General features: G+C 73.5%; 13 protein-coding genes. 8 read left to right on the top strand and 5 right to left on the bottom strand.

Annotated features, from left to right (window positions below; all coding sequences use genetic code 11):
- The 4 genes from L3i22_RS04980 (at position 1) to L3i22_RS04965 (ending at position 4,912) form a co-directional block, all read left to right on the top strand.
- Positions 1-993: a beta family protein gene (locus L3i22_RS04980; protein WP_221325822.1), complete on the top strand. Its 993-nt coding sequence runs from the start codon at positions 1-3 to the stop codon at positions 991-993.
- 217 nt (positions 994-1,210) lie between these two features.
- Positions 1,211-2,053, top strand: coding sequence for a bifunctional DNA primase/polymerase (locus L3i22_RS04975; RefSeq protein WP_221325821.1), 843 nt, complete (start codon positions 1,211-1,213; stop codon positions 2,051-2,053).
- A gap of 338 nt (positions 2,054-2,391) precedes the next feature.
- Entirely contained in the window at positions 2,392-2,955 is a 564-nt protein-coding gene (locus L3i22_RS04970; RefSeq protein ID WP_221325820.1) for a flavoprotein, read from the top strand.
- A 148-nt stretch (positions 2,956-3,103) separates the two neighbouring features.
- Positions 3,104-4,912, top strand: a complete 1,809-nt coding sequence (locus tag L3i22_RS04965) for a GAF domain-containing SpoIIE family protein phosphatase (protein WP_221325819.1) — start codon at positions 3,104-3,106, stop codon at positions 4,910-4,912.
- A gap of 490 nt (positions 4,913-5,402) precedes the next feature.
- Here L3i22_RS04965 and L3i22_RS04960 read toward each other — a convergent pair whose 3' ends face one another.
- On the bottom strand, positions 5,403-6,881 hold the full coding sequence (locus L3i22_RS04960) for a hypothetical protein (RefSeq protein ID WP_255657957.1): 1,479 nt from the start codon (positions 6,879-6,881) through the stop codon (positions 5,403-5,405).
- A complete protein-coding gene (locus L3i22_RS04955; RefSeq protein ID WP_221325818.1) occupies positions 6,878-7,927 on the bottom strand; it encodes a hypothetical protein in 1,050 nt (349 codons plus the stop codon). Before L3i22_RS04955 ends, L3i22_RS04960 begins: the two co-directional genes overlap by 4 nt.
- 130 nt (positions 7,928-8,057) lie before the next feature.
- Here L3i22_RS04955 and L3i22_RS04950 point away from each other — a divergent pair, with 130 nt between their 5' ends.
- Positions 8,058-8,342: a DUF427 domain-containing protein gene (locus L3i22_RS04950; protein WP_221325817.1), complete on the top strand. Its 285-nt coding sequence runs from the start codon at positions 8,058-8,060 to the stop codon at positions 8,340-8,342.
- A gap of 20 nt (positions 8,343-8,362) precedes the next feature.
- Here the strand turns inward: L3i22_RS04950 and L3i22_RS04945 are convergent, their stop codons facing one another.
- Complete coding sequence (locus L3i22_RS04945; protein ID WP_221325816.1) at positions 8,363-8,695, bottom strand: hypothetical protein; 333 nt, start codon at positions 8,693-8,695, stop codon at positions 8,363-8,365.
- A 49-nt stretch (positions 8,696-8,744) separates the two neighbouring features.
- Positions 8,745-9,191 carry a YbaB/EbfC family nucleoid-associated protein gene (locus L3i22_RS04940; RefSeq protein WP_221325815.1) on the bottom strand — a complete coding sequence of 149 codons (447 nt, stop codon included), beginning with the start codon at positions 9,189-9,191 and terminating at the stop codon, positions 8,745-8,747.
- Between the two features lie 194 nt (positions 9,192-9,385).
- Between L3i22_RS04940 and fxsA the strand changes: the two genes are divergently transcribed.
- The 3 genes from fxsA (at position 9,386) to L3i22_RS04925 (ending at position 13,388) form a co-directional block, all read left to right on the top strand.
- Positions 9,386-9,574 (top strand): FxSxx-COOH cyclophane-containing RiPP peptide, encoded by a 189-nt coding sequence (gene fxsA, locus L3i22_RS04935; RefSeq protein ID WP_255657956.1) that lies wholly within the window; start codon positions 9,386-9,388, stop codon positions 9,572-9,574.
- Positions 9,575-9,585: 11 nt separating this feature from the next.
- Positions 9,586-11,259: an HEXXH motif-containing putative peptide modification protein gene (locus L3i22_RS04930; protein WP_221325814.1), complete on the top strand. Its 1,674-nt coding sequence runs from the start codon at positions 9,586-9,588 to the stop codon at positions 11,257-11,259.
- Positions 11,260-11,735: 476 nt separating this feature from the next.
- Positions 11,736-13,388, top strand: coding sequence for a bifunctional diguanylate cyclase/phosphodiesterase (locus L3i22_RS04925; RefSeq protein ID WP_255657955.1), 1,653 nt, complete (start codon positions 11,736-11,738; stop codon positions 13,386-13,388).
- A 10-nt stretch (positions 13,389-13,398) separates the two neighbouring features.
- Here L3i22_RS04925 and fxsT read toward each other — a convergent pair whose 3' ends face one another.
- Entirely contained in the window at positions 13,399-15,819 is a 2,421-nt protein-coding gene (gene fxsT / locus L3i22_RS04920; RefSeq protein ID WP_221325812.1) for an FxSxx-COOH system tetratricopeptide repeat protein, read from the bottom strand.
- Positions 15,820-15,894: the final 75 nt, after the last annotated feature.

Here is a 15,894-nt window from a genome sequence, read left to right as displayed (position 1 = left end):
ATGGCGCCTATCAGGGCTTATCAACCGATTCTCCGGCCACGTCGTGGTGAGTTCGCGGCGCTCGCGCACCTCTCCGACGAGGAGGCCGTGCGCATCCTGCCGATCGTCGAGGTGGATCCGGCGGTCAGCATCGTCCCGCTGATCCGGGAGCTGATGCCCCGGACGGAGGCGCTGGCCCTGGACTTCGGGAACGTGCCGGAGCCGCCCGCCCCACTGTTCCTCGCGGAGCAGCTCACGCGAATCGGCGTGGCGATGGTGCCGGTGCTGCGGCCCTACGAGAGCGGTCGCCGCCTGGTGGCGCACGGGCTGGCTGCCCGGATGCATCGCCGGCGTGCCGTGCTGCGCCTGCAGCCGCACGTCGACGCGGGCAACCCGGCGCAGGCGGACGTGGTCACCGACCGGGTGCTGGCCGCCACGGCGCTCGAGCCGAGCGAGATCGACCTGCTGATCGACCTCGCCGAGACAGCCTGCCTGTCGCACGCCGACGAGGTGGAGGAACGGGCGCGGCGGGTGCTGCGCTGGGCCCGGACCATGCCGTGGCGCTCGATCAGCGTGGCCTCCGGGGCGATGCCGCCGAACCTGGACGACCTGCCCACCGACCGGCCGGTGGCGGTGGGCCGGCTGGACGCCCGGGTGTGGGCACGGCTCGGCGAGCCCGGGATCGGGTATGCCGACTACGGCGTCACGTCGCCGGTGCGGCGGCTCGGTGTGCAGCATCATCGGCAGTTGCCGACGTTGCGGTACACCGCCGAGGAGGACTGGTGGATCTACCGGTGGGCGCGGCGCGGCGGGCGCAGTGACGACCGCTGCCACGACCTGTGTCGCACGCTGGTGACCTCGCCGCAGTGGCCGTCGGCGGGCGCGCGGTTCTCCTGGGGCGACGCCGAGATCGCCCGGCGGGCGCGGACCGCCCGGGGCGCGGGCAGTTCGGCGAGTTGGATCGCGTGGAGCACGTCGCACCACATCTCACACGTGCTGCGAGCACTGCCGTAGCGCACCGCGCCTCTACCGAGCACCGCCGGAGCACCGCGCACGCACCTCGAGCACCGCCGGAGCACCGCGCACGCACCTCGAGCACCGCCGGAGCGCATCGCATGCACCTCAGGCACTGGCGCAGCGCGTCCCGCGCGGGGTTCGGGCGCTGCGGTGGCGGGGCAGGCGGGTAATTCGGGCACTGCCGGGGCGGGAAAACTGTCGTACTGTTGTTCTAATGTCGCTGACGACCGCCCTGGCGTATGCCCGGCACGGCATCCCTGTCCTGCCGGTGCACACGCCTGACCGGGGTGGTGTCTGTTCCTGCGCCCGAGGAGAACGATGCGACAGTCCCGGCAAGCATCCCCGCCTGCGGCACGGGGTGAACGAGGCGAGCACCGACCCGCGCCGGATCGAGCTCTGGTGGACGCACTGGCCGCAGGCGAACGTGGGCCTGCGCACCGGCGTGATCATGGATGTGGCCGACGTCGACTCCGCGGAGGGCTGGCACGGGCTGGTCCATCTGCTGGACGACGAGATCCCGCCGGGCCCGCAGGTCCGCACCGGCGGGGGTGGCCGTCATCTGTGGTTCCGCCCGACCGGCTTCGGGAACCGGGTTCGTCTGCTGCCGGGGCTGGACTGGCGCGGCGTGGGTGGGTATGTGCTGGCCCCGCCGTCCCGGCACGCCGGTGGCGCGGGCTATACGTGGATCCGCCGCCCGGGCTCGGTGCTGCCGGCCCTATCGGCGGCACTCCGCGCCATGATCGAGGGGCCGCCGCCGGCGCCGTTGCGGCCGGTCGCGCATCCCGGTCGGTACGCTTCCGCGGCGCTGGAGTCCGAGGCCGACCGGGTCGCGCGGGCCGTCGTGGGCTGCCGCAACGACACGCTGAACCGGGCGGCGTTCGCGCTGGGCCGGTTCGTCGGGGCCGGGCTGCTCGACCCGGGCATGGTCCGGCGCGAGTTGGAGGCCGCGGCACGCTCCGCCGGGCTCGGGCAGGCCGAGATCCGTGGCACGATCCGGTCCGGCCTGCGTGCGGGCGCCCGCCAGCCGTTCCCCCAGCCCACCGACCACGCCGCCTGACGAGAAGCAGCAGATACCTGAGCAGCCGGCACGCGAGCGGCTCGGCACGCGAGCGGCTCGGCACGCGAGCGGCTCGGCACGCGAGCGGCTCGACACGCGAGCAGCAGGCACGCGAGCAGCAGGCACGCGAGCAGCAGACGCGTGGACAACAGCCACGCGGGCAGCCGGCGCGTGGGCAGCGAGCACGTGGACAGCGAGCACGTGGAGCGGGCGCCTGGGCGGCGGGCCGTCGAGGGGCGAGCGGTGAGGAGCGGTTCTGAGCTGTGGTTACGGGCGTTTCGGGGTGCGACGGGCGGTGCTCACCGTCGTACAAAATCGGGGTGTTCGAGAATTTTGGGGTGAGTGATGAGAGCGGGACCCTCTATGTGATCGTGTGCGCCGCTGGGCCGGCCGGCGGGGTGGGACGGCTGGTCGGCCTCGCGCAGGCGGCCGGGTGGGCGGTTCAGGTCGTCGCCACGCCGTCGGCGGTCGAGTTCATCGACGTGCCCGCGCTGGCGGAGCAGACCGGGCGGCCGGTGCGGAGCTGGTACCGCAAGCCGAGCGAGCCGCGTAGCCGGCGGGCCGACGCGATCGTCGTCGCGCCGGCGACCTTCAACACCATCAACAAGTTCGCCCGGGGGATCGCCGACACCTACGCGCTGGGGCTGCTCGCCGAAGCGCCCGGGCTCGGCATTCCCGTCGTGGTCCTGCCGTTCGTCAACAGTGCGCTGGCCGGGCGGGCTCCGTTCCGGCGCAGCGTCGAGGAACTGCGCGCCGAGGGTGTCCGGATTCTGCTGGGTCCCGGTGAGTGTGAACCGCACGCGCCGGGCGAGGACCGCGACTTCCCCTGGCACCTCGGCGTGCCGGCGACGGTCGGCGCGGGCCGTGGGACCACCGGAGGCGGAAGACGAGCGGGATCGTGATCCGGCCCACGCCGCCCCGACCTGGGATGGCATGGATGAGGGGGCGGGGGTGACCGATCGGGCGACCGGAAACGGATGATCGGGTCAGGAGCACACGGGCTGATGCGACCCCGGCGCCGGTAGCCTGGCAGGCGACCGCCGGGGGGCAATGGTGCTTCAGTGGGACGTCATCGGTGAGACCGAGCAGAGTGTGCTCGCCGATCCGGTGCGCCTGCGTTCGGTGCGCCGGCTGGGCAAGCCGGGGCCGGACGAGGCGTTCGACCGGGTCGCGATGCTGGTCCGCAAGTTGGTGGACGCACCGCTCGGCGTGGTGTGCCTGGTCGACGCGGAGCATCAGCACCTGGCCGGCCAGGTCGGCATGCCGGAGCCGTTCGCCACCGACCGCAGCATGCCGTTGACCCACTCGTTCAGCCGGCACGTGGTGGTGGCCGGCGAGATGCTGCTCGTGCCGGACGTGCGCACCGATCCGCGGATGCGCGGGAACCCGTCGATCGACCAGCTCAACGCGATCGCGTACGCGGGTGCCCCGATCACCGACCCGGACGGCCTGGTCGTCGGCGCGCTGTGCGCGGTCGACCACGAGCCGCGCACCTGGACGAACAGTGAGATCACCCTGCTCGCCGAGCTGGCCGCGCTCTGCTCGTCGGAGGTCTGCCTGCGGATCGAGCGGGCCGCCGCCGAGGACGCCCGGCGCGCCGCCGAGTCCGCCCATCACCAGCTCGCGCTGCTCACCGCCCTGACCGAGTCGCTGGCCGCGACCATGGACGTGGAGGAGGCGATGCGGCGGCTCGGGAAGATCGTCACCGCCCGGCTCGCCGACTGGTGCGTGGTGGCGTACGCCGACGAGCCCGGCGCCGCGCCGCACGTCACGGCCGCGCACCGGGATCCGGCGCACGCTGCGGAGATGGCCCGGCTGGCCGAGCTGGCCGCCCGCTCCCGCACCGACCTGCAGGCGATCGTGGTGGCGGCCCGACGGCACGGCCGCCCGGTGCGCCGCGAGCACGGCCCGGCGGACCTGCGCGGTGAGCTCAGCGACGCGGAGATCGCCGAGATCGCCGCCTCGGCCGGGCTCGGGTCGACGATGGTCACGCCGATCATCTCGCCGGTGCGGCGCCAGGTGCTGGGCGCGGTGCTGCTGGTCAACGGGCCGGACCGGCCGCCGTTCACCGAGGCCGAGGAGCGGATCGCGGCGGAGATCGGCCGGCGCGCCGGGCTCGCGGTGGAGAACAGCCGGCTCTACCGGGAGCAGCGGCACGTCGCCGAGGTGCTGCAGCGCAGCCTGCTCACCGAGTTGCCGACGTTGCCCGGGGTCGAGCTGCACGCCCGCTACCTGCCGGCGCAGGACGGCGCCGCCGTCGGCGGCGACTGGTATGACGCGTTCGCCCAGCCCGACGGCAGCGTGATGGTCGCGGTCGGCGACGTCTCCGGCCACGACATCGAGGCCGCGGCGATGATGGGCCAGCTGCGGAACCTGGTCCGCGGCGACGCCTACGGCCGGCCCGACGAGCCCGGCGCCCTGCTCACCCAGCTCGATCAGGCGCTGCACGGCCTGCGGGTGCCGGCCGCCGCGACCGCGGTGCTGGCCCGGGTCCGGCAGTCCTGGTCGGGCTACGCGATCAGCTTCGCAAACGCCGGCCACCCGCCGCCGCTGCTGCTCCTGCCGGACGGCCGGGTCCAGGTCTGGTGGGTGCCCCCGGAGCCGCTGCTCGGCCTGCCGCCGCAGGATCCGCGCACGACGACCGTCCGTTATGTCCCGCCCGGCTCGACGCTGGTCCTCTACACCGACGGCCTGGTCGAGGACCGCGACCAGCTCCTGGACGACGGCGTCGCCCGCCTGGCCGAGCGCCTCCGCGAGAGCTGCGCCTATCCCGGTGACGAGCTGTGCACGCGCCTTCTCGAGGTGGCGCCGCGCCGCAGCGACGACATCGCCCTGCTGCTCGTCCGCCTCACCGGGTAATCCCGTTCAAATCAAGATCAAATTCATTATTTCCTAGGTTCGCTGGGGTACGGATCGTCGCTCCCGCGGGGACCCTTCCGGGCCTCGCAAGGGCGCGGGGCGCCCAGAACACGAGACCCGCAAGGGCGATGTCCGTGGGTGGGCGCGCTTACAAAGACCCTAAACCCGTGAATGCCGACCCATCCGGTTATCCACACCAGAGGGTTGTCCACAGGCCGTCTACATGATCAAGGCCGGCTTCGATAGCGTGATTTCGAGGGCGGGGGAACCCCCGGTGGGCGGGCCCCTGCCTGCGACACGACGGGGCCCTGGCCTGCGATGCGGCGGGGCCCTGGCCTGCGATGCGGCGAGCTGCGGGGCGCGCGGGGGCGGAGTGCGGGACCGACGTGCGCGGGGTCGGCAGAACGAGTGAGGCGCCAGGGCGCGCGGGGCGCGTGAGGTGCGCGGGGGCGGGCGCGAGGTGCGCGGGGGCGGGCGCGAGGTGCGCGGTTTAGTTCGTGGGCTGCGGGGCGACGGCCGGTGACTCCGGCGCGGCGGTCGGTGGCTCCGGGGTGGGGGCCGGATCGTCGTAGATCGGGGGGCCGCCGTGGGTCCACGGCGTCTCGGACGGGTCCGGCAGGGTCCCGCTGCGCCGGAACTCCTCGCTCAGCGTGGTCAGGATCAAACGCTCCCCCACCGCCGGAACCGAACCGGGCTCGGCGATCAGCTTGCGCCCCATTCCGCCGGACAGTTCCAGCAGGACGTCCGACTCCCCGGCCACCGGCGCCGGGGCGACCGAGATCACCCGGGCCTTCTGCCCGGGACGGGACGGCGAGGTCAGCGACGTGCCCAGCTCGATCCGGACCGGCTCCGGGGTGCGGACCATGATCCGCGGTCGAAGCACCGGCCGTTTCCCGCTGTCGTCGACCCGGTCCGGGGCGGCCAGCGTGACCGTCCCGGCGAAGGCCGCCCCGGCCAGCCGGTACTCGGCGAGGACCAGCGGATCGTCGAACGCCCGCTGGACCGCGTACCGCGAGGCCGCCGACTCCAGGCGCTGGAGGCGGCCCGCCGCGGCGACCGCGCCGTCCCGGCGGGGCTGCGGCGCCCCGCCCTCGGCCACGTGCTGCGCGAACGCCGTGTACACGTCCTTGTCCCCGTCCCACCGCTGCGCCACCCGCTCCCCCACCGGCAGCGTCCGCAGCAGGGTCAGGACCCGCCACATCCGCTCCCAGGTCGGCAGCATCAGGTCGCGCAGGACGGCCGGGAGTTCCGGCGCGGACCGCTCGATCAGCGGCGCCAGGACCCGGTTGTCGAAGTCCGGGTCGGTGGCCGGCCCGGCGACCGGGCCGTTCTCCACCGCGCGGGCCGCGGCGGCGCCCTCCTCGATCCAGGCGAGCAGCACGCCGAGCTGCGCGTCCTCCGCGCTGCTCTGCCCGGTCACCCAGTGCAGCCCGAGCGCCTGCACCGCGTTCAGCAGCAGCGCCGATCCGGGCACTTCGGCGCTGGTGGCGAAGAACGTGAGCCAGCGTCCGAGCAGCGGCACCGTCACCGGCACCGGGTACTCGCCGTCGATCGTGCGGAACCGGGTGGACCGGCCGAACAGGCGCAGGAAGTCGATGCCGGCCGGGTTCGGGACCCAGAGCTGCGGGGCGTCGGCGTACCGGGTGCGGACGTCCTTGCCCCGGTCGATCGGGATGTCCTCGGTGACGTCGGCGAACGAGTCGACGTACCGGACCAGGATCTGGCCGAGGCGGTCGGCGAACCGGAAGCGCTCGTCGCGGTCCCGCGGCTGGGTGACGACCAGGAGTTCCGGCTTGGCCGGGTCGGTGCCGGCGAGCGCGGCCAGCGGCGCGTTCGCCTCGCCGGCCATCGCGAGCGGGACCAGCACCAGCGGGTGGTCGTGGACGTGCAGGTGGCGAACCGTGGCGATCGGCTGGGCCCGACCGGCGGCGACGGCCTGCGCCCGGGCGAGGGCGGTCAGCGTACTCAAGAAAGCGCCTCGGACCGTAGGCGGAGCGCCTGCCGCAGCAACGCCGCGGCCTCCTCCTGATCCGGGGTCGGGGCGCGCGTGCCGGCGGCGAGTTCGAGCACCTCGCCGACGCTCTCGATACCGCCGAGCGCCTCCCGGACCGGCCGGCCGAGCGCGCCGGTGGTCCCGCCCGCCTCGTGCCGGCAGAACATCGAGAGCTCGCAGGTGGACAGACATTCGGGCGCGTAGTGCGGGGCGACCGTCTCGAGCGCGACGGTCAGCTCCTCGGCCGGGCGGTTCAGGTCGAAGGTCAGGCCGGCCGGCAGCGCGTCGATGATCTCACCGACCGAGGCCAGCCGGGACAGCTGCCGGCGCAGGGTGGCGAGCTGCTTGCGGACGTCGACGCGGACCGCGACCGGGCGCATCGCGAAGTTCTCCGGGCAGACCAGGACGATCTCGTGGTCGACCAGCAGCGGGTCCAGGCCGAGCCGTTCGAGCAGCTGGCGCAGGGCGAGCACGTACGTCGCGGCCTGCGTCGCCGCCGCGGACACCTTGGCGCTGTCGGCCTGCCCGTCCACGACCGCGAACGACTTGATCTCGACGACCTGCAGGCGGCCCCGGTACGCGTAGGCCACCAGGTCGGGCTCGAGGTAGACGGTCTGCCCGGCCACCTCGAGGGTGAGCAGCGGGTGGTCGATCAGCGCGGCGGTGGCCGAGGAGAGCAGCTCGGCGGTCCGGGAGTGCCGGTCGCCGAGCGTGTCGTCGGAGTCCGCGCCGAGGTCCTGATACTCGAAGAAGTCTTCCGGGACGTCGAGCACCGACCGCAGCAGCGCGCAGTTGTCGGCCTTGAGCATCGCCTCGAACGCGTTGCCGCGGGACAGCGCGAACCGGGACTGTCCGAAGCTGCCCGGGAAGCCGACCGTCTCGGCGAGTTTCAGCTTGTCGACGCCGGCCGCGTCGAGGACGGCACGCCGGTTGCAGCCGGGATTGCCGGTGAGGGCGGCGATCGTACGCGCGTTGTGCCGCTTCGCCTTGCCTGAGCCGCGCAGCTCGTCAAGCCGGGTCATCCGCGCCCTTCTTGATCGACAAATCAGGGGAAGTCTACGGGACGACGGCAATCCGGCCGCGTTTCACCCGCGAGAGGTGAATAAAACGCGCATATCAGTCACAAAACCGACGGCGCGCTAGGTTCGGGACATGCCGAAGGCCATCTGGAACGACGAAGTGATCGCGGAGAGCGACGACACGGTGGTACTCGAGGGGAATTACTACTTCCCCGTTGCCTCGGTGCGTGCGGACGTGCTCATCCCCTCCGACACGCACACCGTCTGCCCGTGGAAGGGCAAGGCGTCCTACTACTCGCTGCGCGCCGACGGGGAGACCGCGGCGGACGCCGCCTGGTACTACCCGGACCCGAAACCGGACGCCTCGGCGGTCCGCGATCGCGTCGCGTTCCGCAAAGACGTGAAAGTGGAGATCTAGTCCGGCACACGGGGGCCCGCTCACGCGATGCGCGGGTGGGCCTCCTCGATCACCGTCACCTCGAGATAGTCCAGCATGTCCCGCTGCTCCTCGGGATCCAGCGCCCCGAAGGCGGCATAGGCCTCCTCGCGGGCGTTCTCCGTCTCCGCCGCCAGCAACGCGATGATCGCCGACCAGGCCAGCGACACCCGGTCGAAGAGCCGCGCCCGGCGCAGCGAGGTGAGCCGGCTCAGCATCGCCACCTTGGCCACCGCGTCGTCGTCGGCGGCCACCCGGTCGCAGAGCTCGAAGAGCGCCCGCCCCCGGTACGGATGCTCGGCCTCGATCATCCGGGCCAGCTCGGCGTTGCTCATCTGATCGGTCGGCGGGGCCGGCCCACGACGTGGCAGGCGGGGATTCGGCTCAGCGTGCACGACTGTCCCGCCCGCTCTCGAAGCCGTTGCCGGGCGCCTGATGCGGCAGCGACGGCACCGGGTTGAACGACGGGAACGGCGCCCGGGCCGGCATCACCGGAGCGGCCGGCTCGTCCGGCACGGCCGACGACGGGAAACGCTGCGTGAAACTGTCCAGCACCGCCTTGCCGGTCTCGGTGCCCGCACCGACGGTCGCCTCGACCGCGTCGGCGACCTCGCCGGCCAACGCCGATTGGGCCCGCCGGATCGTCCGCAGGATCTCGGTCGCCAGCCCGGGCGCACCCAGACCCAGGGACCGGTCGTCCAGCTCCAGATCCGTCACGTTCCCGGAACTCGCCACGGTGACCAGCACAGCGCCGTCCGCACCGGAGGCCGACGCACGCAGCGTCGCCACCCGATCGGCCAGCGCGGCGGCCGCACCCCGCGGTCGGGACACGCCGTCACCGGCACCCAGCTCTCCACCCAGCACGATTTCGCCCTCCGTTACCGACTTACGGCGGTGATGTCCCATGAGATCACGAGCACGCCATCCCCGCGAGCACCCACGGTAGCGACTCCCGGCGCTCACCCGACCCGGCGACCGCCGTAACCTTCAAGCAACGCATCGACCGCCACGATCGAGGGGGTGCCGTGGAGACTGGTCAGCCGGACGACGGACACGCGCCGGAGTGGCGGTCCGCGATGCTCGACGTCTCCGAGTCCACCCTCGCCGAGCTGGTCACCCGCGACGACTCCGCGCTGGATCGATGCCTGCGCCGGCTGGCCGGTGATCCGGGCGGGCCGAGCGAGCAGATCGCCGGCTTCAACTCGGCCCTCTGACCGGGGCAGCGGTGCGCACGTTCCGGCTGTCCGACCCCGATCTCGCCGCGCTCGGCGCCGGCCGCCCGTCGCCGGCCACCCTCGCCCTGCTGCGCAGAGCGCAGCTCAGCCGCCATCTGCTTCTCTTGCGGCAGCTGCGGCTCGAGGCCGGCAAAAATCCGCTTTGGTACGACGAGGTGCGCGCCCTGCCACCCGCCGACTCCCGCACCCTGATCGCCGACCCGATGACCGGCCTCTGGGCGGCCCGAGCCCTCGCCACCCGGCGCGGCGAGCCGGCGCCCGCCCCGGCGACCGTGCCGGCGACCGTGCCCGGCGCGGCGACCGTGCCCGGCGCGGCAACCGTGCCCGGCGCGGCAACCGTGCCCGCGGAGCTGCCGGAACCGGCCGGCCAGGTACTCGCCGTGACCCATGCGGGCCGGACCCTGACCGTGCGACTGGACGACCGCGGCCCGCTCCGGCACCTGCTCGGACTGGCGCCCGCCGAGCCGATCAGCCCCGCCGAGGTGGCTCACTGGCGTGACCTTCTCACCGAGGCGTGGCGGATTCTGATCACTCGGCACCCGACCGCGGCCGAGCTCGTCGGCGGGGTGCTGCGGGTGATCGTCCCGGCCCGCCCGGATCCGCGCGCCGAGGGCGTGAGCGCCACGTCCGCGGAGGCCTTCGGCGCGATCGCGATGTCCGCGCCGGTCACCGCGACCGGGCTGGCCGTCGCGCTGCTGCACGAGACGCAACACAGCGTGCTGAACGCGGTGCACGGCCTGTTCGACCTGGTCCGGCCGGGCGGCGAGCTCGGCTACTCACCGTGGCGGGAGGATCCGCGCCCGGCCCTCGGCATCCTGCACGGTGTGTACGCGTTCCTGGCCGTGACCCGCTTCTGGCGCGCCGAACTGCACAACCAACACGCGGAGCACGCCGAGCACGCCCAGCACGCTGCGGATGCCGAGCACGCAGAGCACACCCAGCACGCTGGGCACACCGAGCAACCCGGGCACGCTGGGCACGCTGGGCACGCTGGGCAACCCGGGCACGCTGGGCACGCCGAGGAACCCGGGCACGCCGGGCCGCGCCGGCCTCGGAGCGAGGCCGAGTTCGAGTTCGCCCGCTGGCGGGCCGCCGTGCAGGAGACCGCCGGCGAGCTGCTCGGCGGCGGGGCGCTGACTCCGGCCGGGGCGCGGCTGGCCGGAGCGTTGCGGGCAGAGGTCCGGTCCTGGCTGGACGAGCCGGTGGATACCGAGGTGGCGCGGCTGGCCGAGCTGGCCCGCGACGATCATCGGGCGCGCTGGCGGCTGCGGAACCTGACGATCGCGCCCGAGGACGTGGCCGCGCTGGCCGAGGCCTGGGATCGGGGACGCGCGGCGCCGCCGGTCCGGTCCGCGGTGGCCGCCCGGGAACGGGTGGTCGAGCCGAGTCCCCGGCTTCGGATGATCCGGGCGCGGCTGCGGGGTGACGCCGTGCACGGGGACGAGCCCGGGGACGTCGCCGCGGTGCGCGGGGATTCGGGGACCGCGCTCATGTCGTACCAAATCAGCCTGGGAAAGGACCGTGACCGGGAAGCGGCCTGGAGCGGACTCGCCCTGGTCTCCCCGCACCCCGCCCTGCGCCGCAGGCCGGAGCTGGTCCGCGCCGCGGCCGTGGCCGTGCCCGAGGCGGACGTCGCGGCCCTGGCCGCCTGGCTGAGCCGCTGACCGCGGAAGATCACGGGCCTGGGCTGGTTGTCGCGCCGCGGCTGAGCGCGACAGCACAAGATCACAGGCCTGGGCAGGTTGTCGCGCCGCGACCGAGCGCGACAGCACGGGATCACGGGCCTGGGCAGGTTGTCGCGCCGCGACCGAGCGCGGCAGCACAAGATCACGGGCTGGGGCAGGTTTTCCACACCAGCGCGTTGCCCACAGGGCCTCAGAATGATCTTGAGGAATCCGCGATAATGGATGTGGGGCCGCCCCCCAAGGTGAGGGCGGGGGCTGTTTTAGGCGGGGCGCAACGGCAGGTGCACGTGCAGCGGAAAAGTAGCCGCGCCGCGCCCGGTTGCAACTCGGTGAGCTGCAGTTTTGTGCTCGGTAGCGAACCGCGAAAAGCGAGCCGGATCACTTAACCCATCCGCCGCCGGACCGATGTGAGCGTCCGGAGGTGGATCGTGGCTCGCAAAGCAACGTTGGACCGGATGCGGCGCGTCGTGGATGACGGCGTCGTGCTGGCCTCGCTGGTACTGCTGGTGTGGCCGGCAGCGAACGCGGCGGACGTCAGCCTGGCGTCCCGGCTGGTACCGCTGGCCGCGGCGCTCTGTCTCGGCATCGCCATGCTGCTCATCGCGCCGGAACGGCCGATGTTGCGCTTCGCGCCGACCGCGGCGGCGCTGGCGGTCAGCGGCATCCGGCATGTCCAGGGTGAACTCGCCCCGGGCGCCATCTGGCTGCTGCTCGGGATGGCCGTCGCGGTGCTGGCCCGGCGCTGGCTCGGGGCCGGCACCGACCGGGCCCTGATGACCGAGATGACCACGCAGCGGGCCATGCTGGCCCGGCAGACGTATCGCGACCCGCTGACCGGCGTCGGCAACCGCAAGATGTTCCTGGAGCGCGCCGAGCACGAGCTGTTCGAGGCGAGCCGGACCATGACCGCGGTGATCGTCGTCGACCTGGACGGCTTCCGCGAGCTGAACGACACGTACGGGCACGAGGTCGGCGACGAGCTGCTGCGCGCGGCGGCCGACCGGCTGGCCGCGAACGTCCGCGCCAACGACGTGGTCGCCCGGCTCGACGGCGACGAGTTCGTGGTGCTGCTGCCCGGCCTGGAGGACGAGCAGGCCGCGGTCGCGGTGGCCGAGCGGGTGCTGACCGAGCTGCACCGGCCGCTGGAGGTGGCCGGCATGCAGATGACCGTCCGGGCCAGCGCGGGTGTCGCGCTGACCGCCGGCGGCAGCGGCGTCGACCACGTGCTGCGCGAGGCCGACCAGGCCCTGCACAGCGCGAAGCTGGACGGCGGCGCCTCGGCCCGGAAGTTCGACCCGGAGGTGTTCGCCCTGGAGGAGCAGCGGCGCAAGGCCGAGGGCGACATCATCCGGGCCCTGGACCTGGGCGAGTTCGAGGTGCACTACCAGCCGATCGTCGACCTGGACGGCGAGCAGACGGTCGGCGTCGAGGCGCTGATCCGCTGGCAGCACCCGGAGAAGGGCCTGGTCGCGCCCGGCCTGTTCCTGGAACTGGCCGAGCGGCTCGGCCTGCTCCCCCGGCTCGGCGGCTGGGTGCTGGAGGAGGCGTGCCGGCAGGCCGTGCTCTGGCAGCTGCAGTTCCCCGGCTTCGAGATGAACGTCAACCTGTCCGCCTCGCAGCTGAGCAACCCGAACCTGGTCGCCGAGGTCCGCTCGGTGCTGGAGCGCACCGGCCTGGAGCCGGAGCACCTGGTGCTGGAGCTGACCGAGTCGGTCGCGCTGGTCGACCTGGCGGAGTCGGCCCGGATCCTGAGCGAGCTGAAGGGCCTCGGGGTGCGGATCGCGCTGGACGACTTCGGCACCGGCTTCTCCTCGCTCAGCCACCTGAGCGCGCTGCCGGTGGACGTGATCAAGATCGACCGGTCGTTCGTGCAGGCGATGCCGGAGAGCGGCGACGCGTCGGTGGCCGAGGCGGTGCTGCACATCGCCCGGACCTTCAACCTGGCGCCGGTGGCCGAGGGTGTGGAGGACGCGGCGCAGGCCGAGTGGCTGCGGGAGCTGGCGTGCAGCCGGGCCCAGGGCTACCACTTCGCCCGGCCGATGCCGGCGCTCGGCGTGACCGAGCTGCTCGACAAGCAGGCCGACAAGGAGATCCCGCTGGCCTCCTGAGCAACAACGGCTACAACGGCGGCAGGTCGATATCCGTCTCCAAGCGCTGCCCGGCGGCGGTCACCCGGAACACCGGGTGGCCGTCGCCGTACGCCTTGGTCAGCGCCGCCAGCGCCTGCTGCCGCCCGGCCTCGTCCCGATCGGCCAGCGCCAGGTTCCACGCGCAGGCCGCGGTGTCCGGATGATCGGCGCCGCGCACCACCCGGGACCGCCGCAACGTGTCCGCGGCCAGTTCCCGGGCGGGCTGCGCCTCACCGGCCGCGAACAGATCGGCGGCCAGCCCGTTCGCGCAGCTCAGCGTGAACGGGTGATCGGCGCCGACGCTGCGCCGCAGCCCGCCGAGCACCTCCTCGTCGATGGTCCGCGCCTCGTGGTGCCGCCCGGCCGCCCGCACCACACCGGCCAGCCCGGCGGACGCGGCAAGCGTGAACGGATGCTCGTCGCCGAGCACCGCGTGGAACCGGATCACCGCGCGTTCCAGCAGCTCGTGGGCGGTGACCAGGTCACCGGCGGCGCGTACGCAGTTGGCCAGCGAGACCGCGGTGGCCAGCGCGTCCACGTTCAGGTCGCCGAACCGCTGCCGGCAGGCGGCCAGGTTCGCGGTGGCCAGCTCGCGGGCTTCGGCCAGGCCGAGACGGTACGCGGCCATCGCGGTCAACCGGCCGGCCCAGAGCGCGAACGGATGGTCCTCGGCGACCTGCTCGGCCTGCCCGGCGAGCACCTCGGCGACCCCGGACCAGTCGCCGAGCCCGAACAGGTCGTAGGCGAGCGCGGCCCGCGACGACAGGGTCTCCGGATGCCCGTCCACGAAGATCGCCTGCCGGTGCCGCAGGGTCTGCTCGTCGAGCGCCCGGGCGCCCCGGAAGTCGCCGAGCAGCCGCAGGTCGATGGCGAGGTTGTTGGCGCAGCGCAGCGCGGTCGGGAAGCTCTCCCCGAAGAGCCGGCGGTAGCGCACCAGGTTGTCCGCGTCGAGCTGCCGGGCCTGCCCGAAGTGGCCCTGCATGCGCAGGTCGCCGCCGACGCTGTTGGCGGTGGCCAGGGTGGCCTCGTCGTCGGCGCCGAACACCTCCCGCTGGGTGCGCAGGGTCTGCAGGTTCAGGTTCCGCGCGTCGGCCGAGCGGCCCACCGCGCGCAGCGCGTTCGCCAGGTGGAACGAGGCGAGCAGGGTCTGCTCGGCGGACTCGCCCAGGCCGTCCTTCCAGCGGGCCACCGCCGAGCCGGCCAGCTCCCGGCTGGAGTCGTAGTCGCCGCGGGCGTAGTGGAACCGGATACAGTTGATCACCAGCTGGCGGACCTCCTCGGCGTCGCCGCCGAGCAGGTCGGAGTGGATCAGGTGCGGGGCCAGCTCGGCATACCGGTACCAGCCGGCCGGGTTGTCCGGGTCGCCCGGGTCGGCCGCCGACAGCATGCCGCGCACGGTCCGCAGCAGTTCGGCGTGCCGTTCCGAGCTGAGCTCCTGGCCGAACATGCCGCGGACCAGCGGGTGCACGGTGAGCCGCTCGCCGGACGGGTCCAGCCCGGCCAGCCCGAACCGGGCGATCCGCCGCATCGCGGCCCGCAGCCGGCGCTCGACCCGGACCGTCCGGGCCACCTCGGGCTCCAGCGGCAGGGTCCGCGCCGCCCAGAGCAGCTGCCAGGAGACCGGGGCGCTGGCCAGGAACGTGCAGAGTTCGAGCAGTGCCCGGTCGGCCGGGGCGGCCTCGCCGAGCGCGTCGGCGGCCAGGCCCCAGGTGACCCGGATCGGGGTGGGGAAGGCCAGCTCGGCGGCCCGGTGGTGGTAGCGGTCCAGGTATTCGGCGACCGGCCAGCCGGTGGCGGTGCGCACCGCGGCGGCCAGGTCCAGCGCCATCGGCACGTCGCCGAGCCGGGCCGCGATCCGGTCGGCGTCCGCCGCGGTGAGCTCCGGCGCGCGGGCCCGGAGCAGGTCGACCGCGTCCGTCCGGTCGAAGACCGGGACCGGCAGGGCCTGCGCCACCTCGGCCGTCCAGCGCGGGTTCCGGCTGGTGACCAGCACGTGGCCGGCGCCGGAGGGCAGGTACGGCATGATGTCCTCGGGCCGGTTCGCGTTCTCGAAGACGACCAGCCAGTGCCGGTAGGGCTCGCCGCGGCTCAGCGCGTCGCGGACCGCGCCGAGCGTGCGGTTGAGGTCGCGGACCTCGGGCAGGCCGAGTTTCTGGGCCAGGCCGGCCAGCGCGGCCCGCATCCCGGCGTTCTGCTCGGCGGGGATCCACCAGACGAGGTCATACGCATCCGCATGACGGTAGGCATATTCCACGGCCAACTGGGTACGTCCAGTTCCGCCGAGTTGATGGTCCGGGCTCGGCAGCAGCACCACCGGACCGTTGCCGAGCAGGCCACGCACGCGGGACAGTAGATCTTCACGACCCACGAAGCGGGAATTGCGCGGCGGCAGACCGCCACGGATCGGCACACCGTGCTCCTCACGTCTTGGTGATGCCGATTACCGTACGTGGAACCCCCGCCACAGCAAAGCGGGCACCCGCCC

Origin of the sequence: Actinoplanes sp. L3-i22 (assembly GCF_019704555.1) — a bacterium.
GTDB lineage: Bacteria > Actinomycetota > Actinomycetes > Mycobacteriales > Micromonosporaceae > Actinoplanes.
The sequence above is the reverse complement of the archived record's forward strand: the minus strand, read 5'-3'. Positions and strand labels throughout refer to the sequence as shown.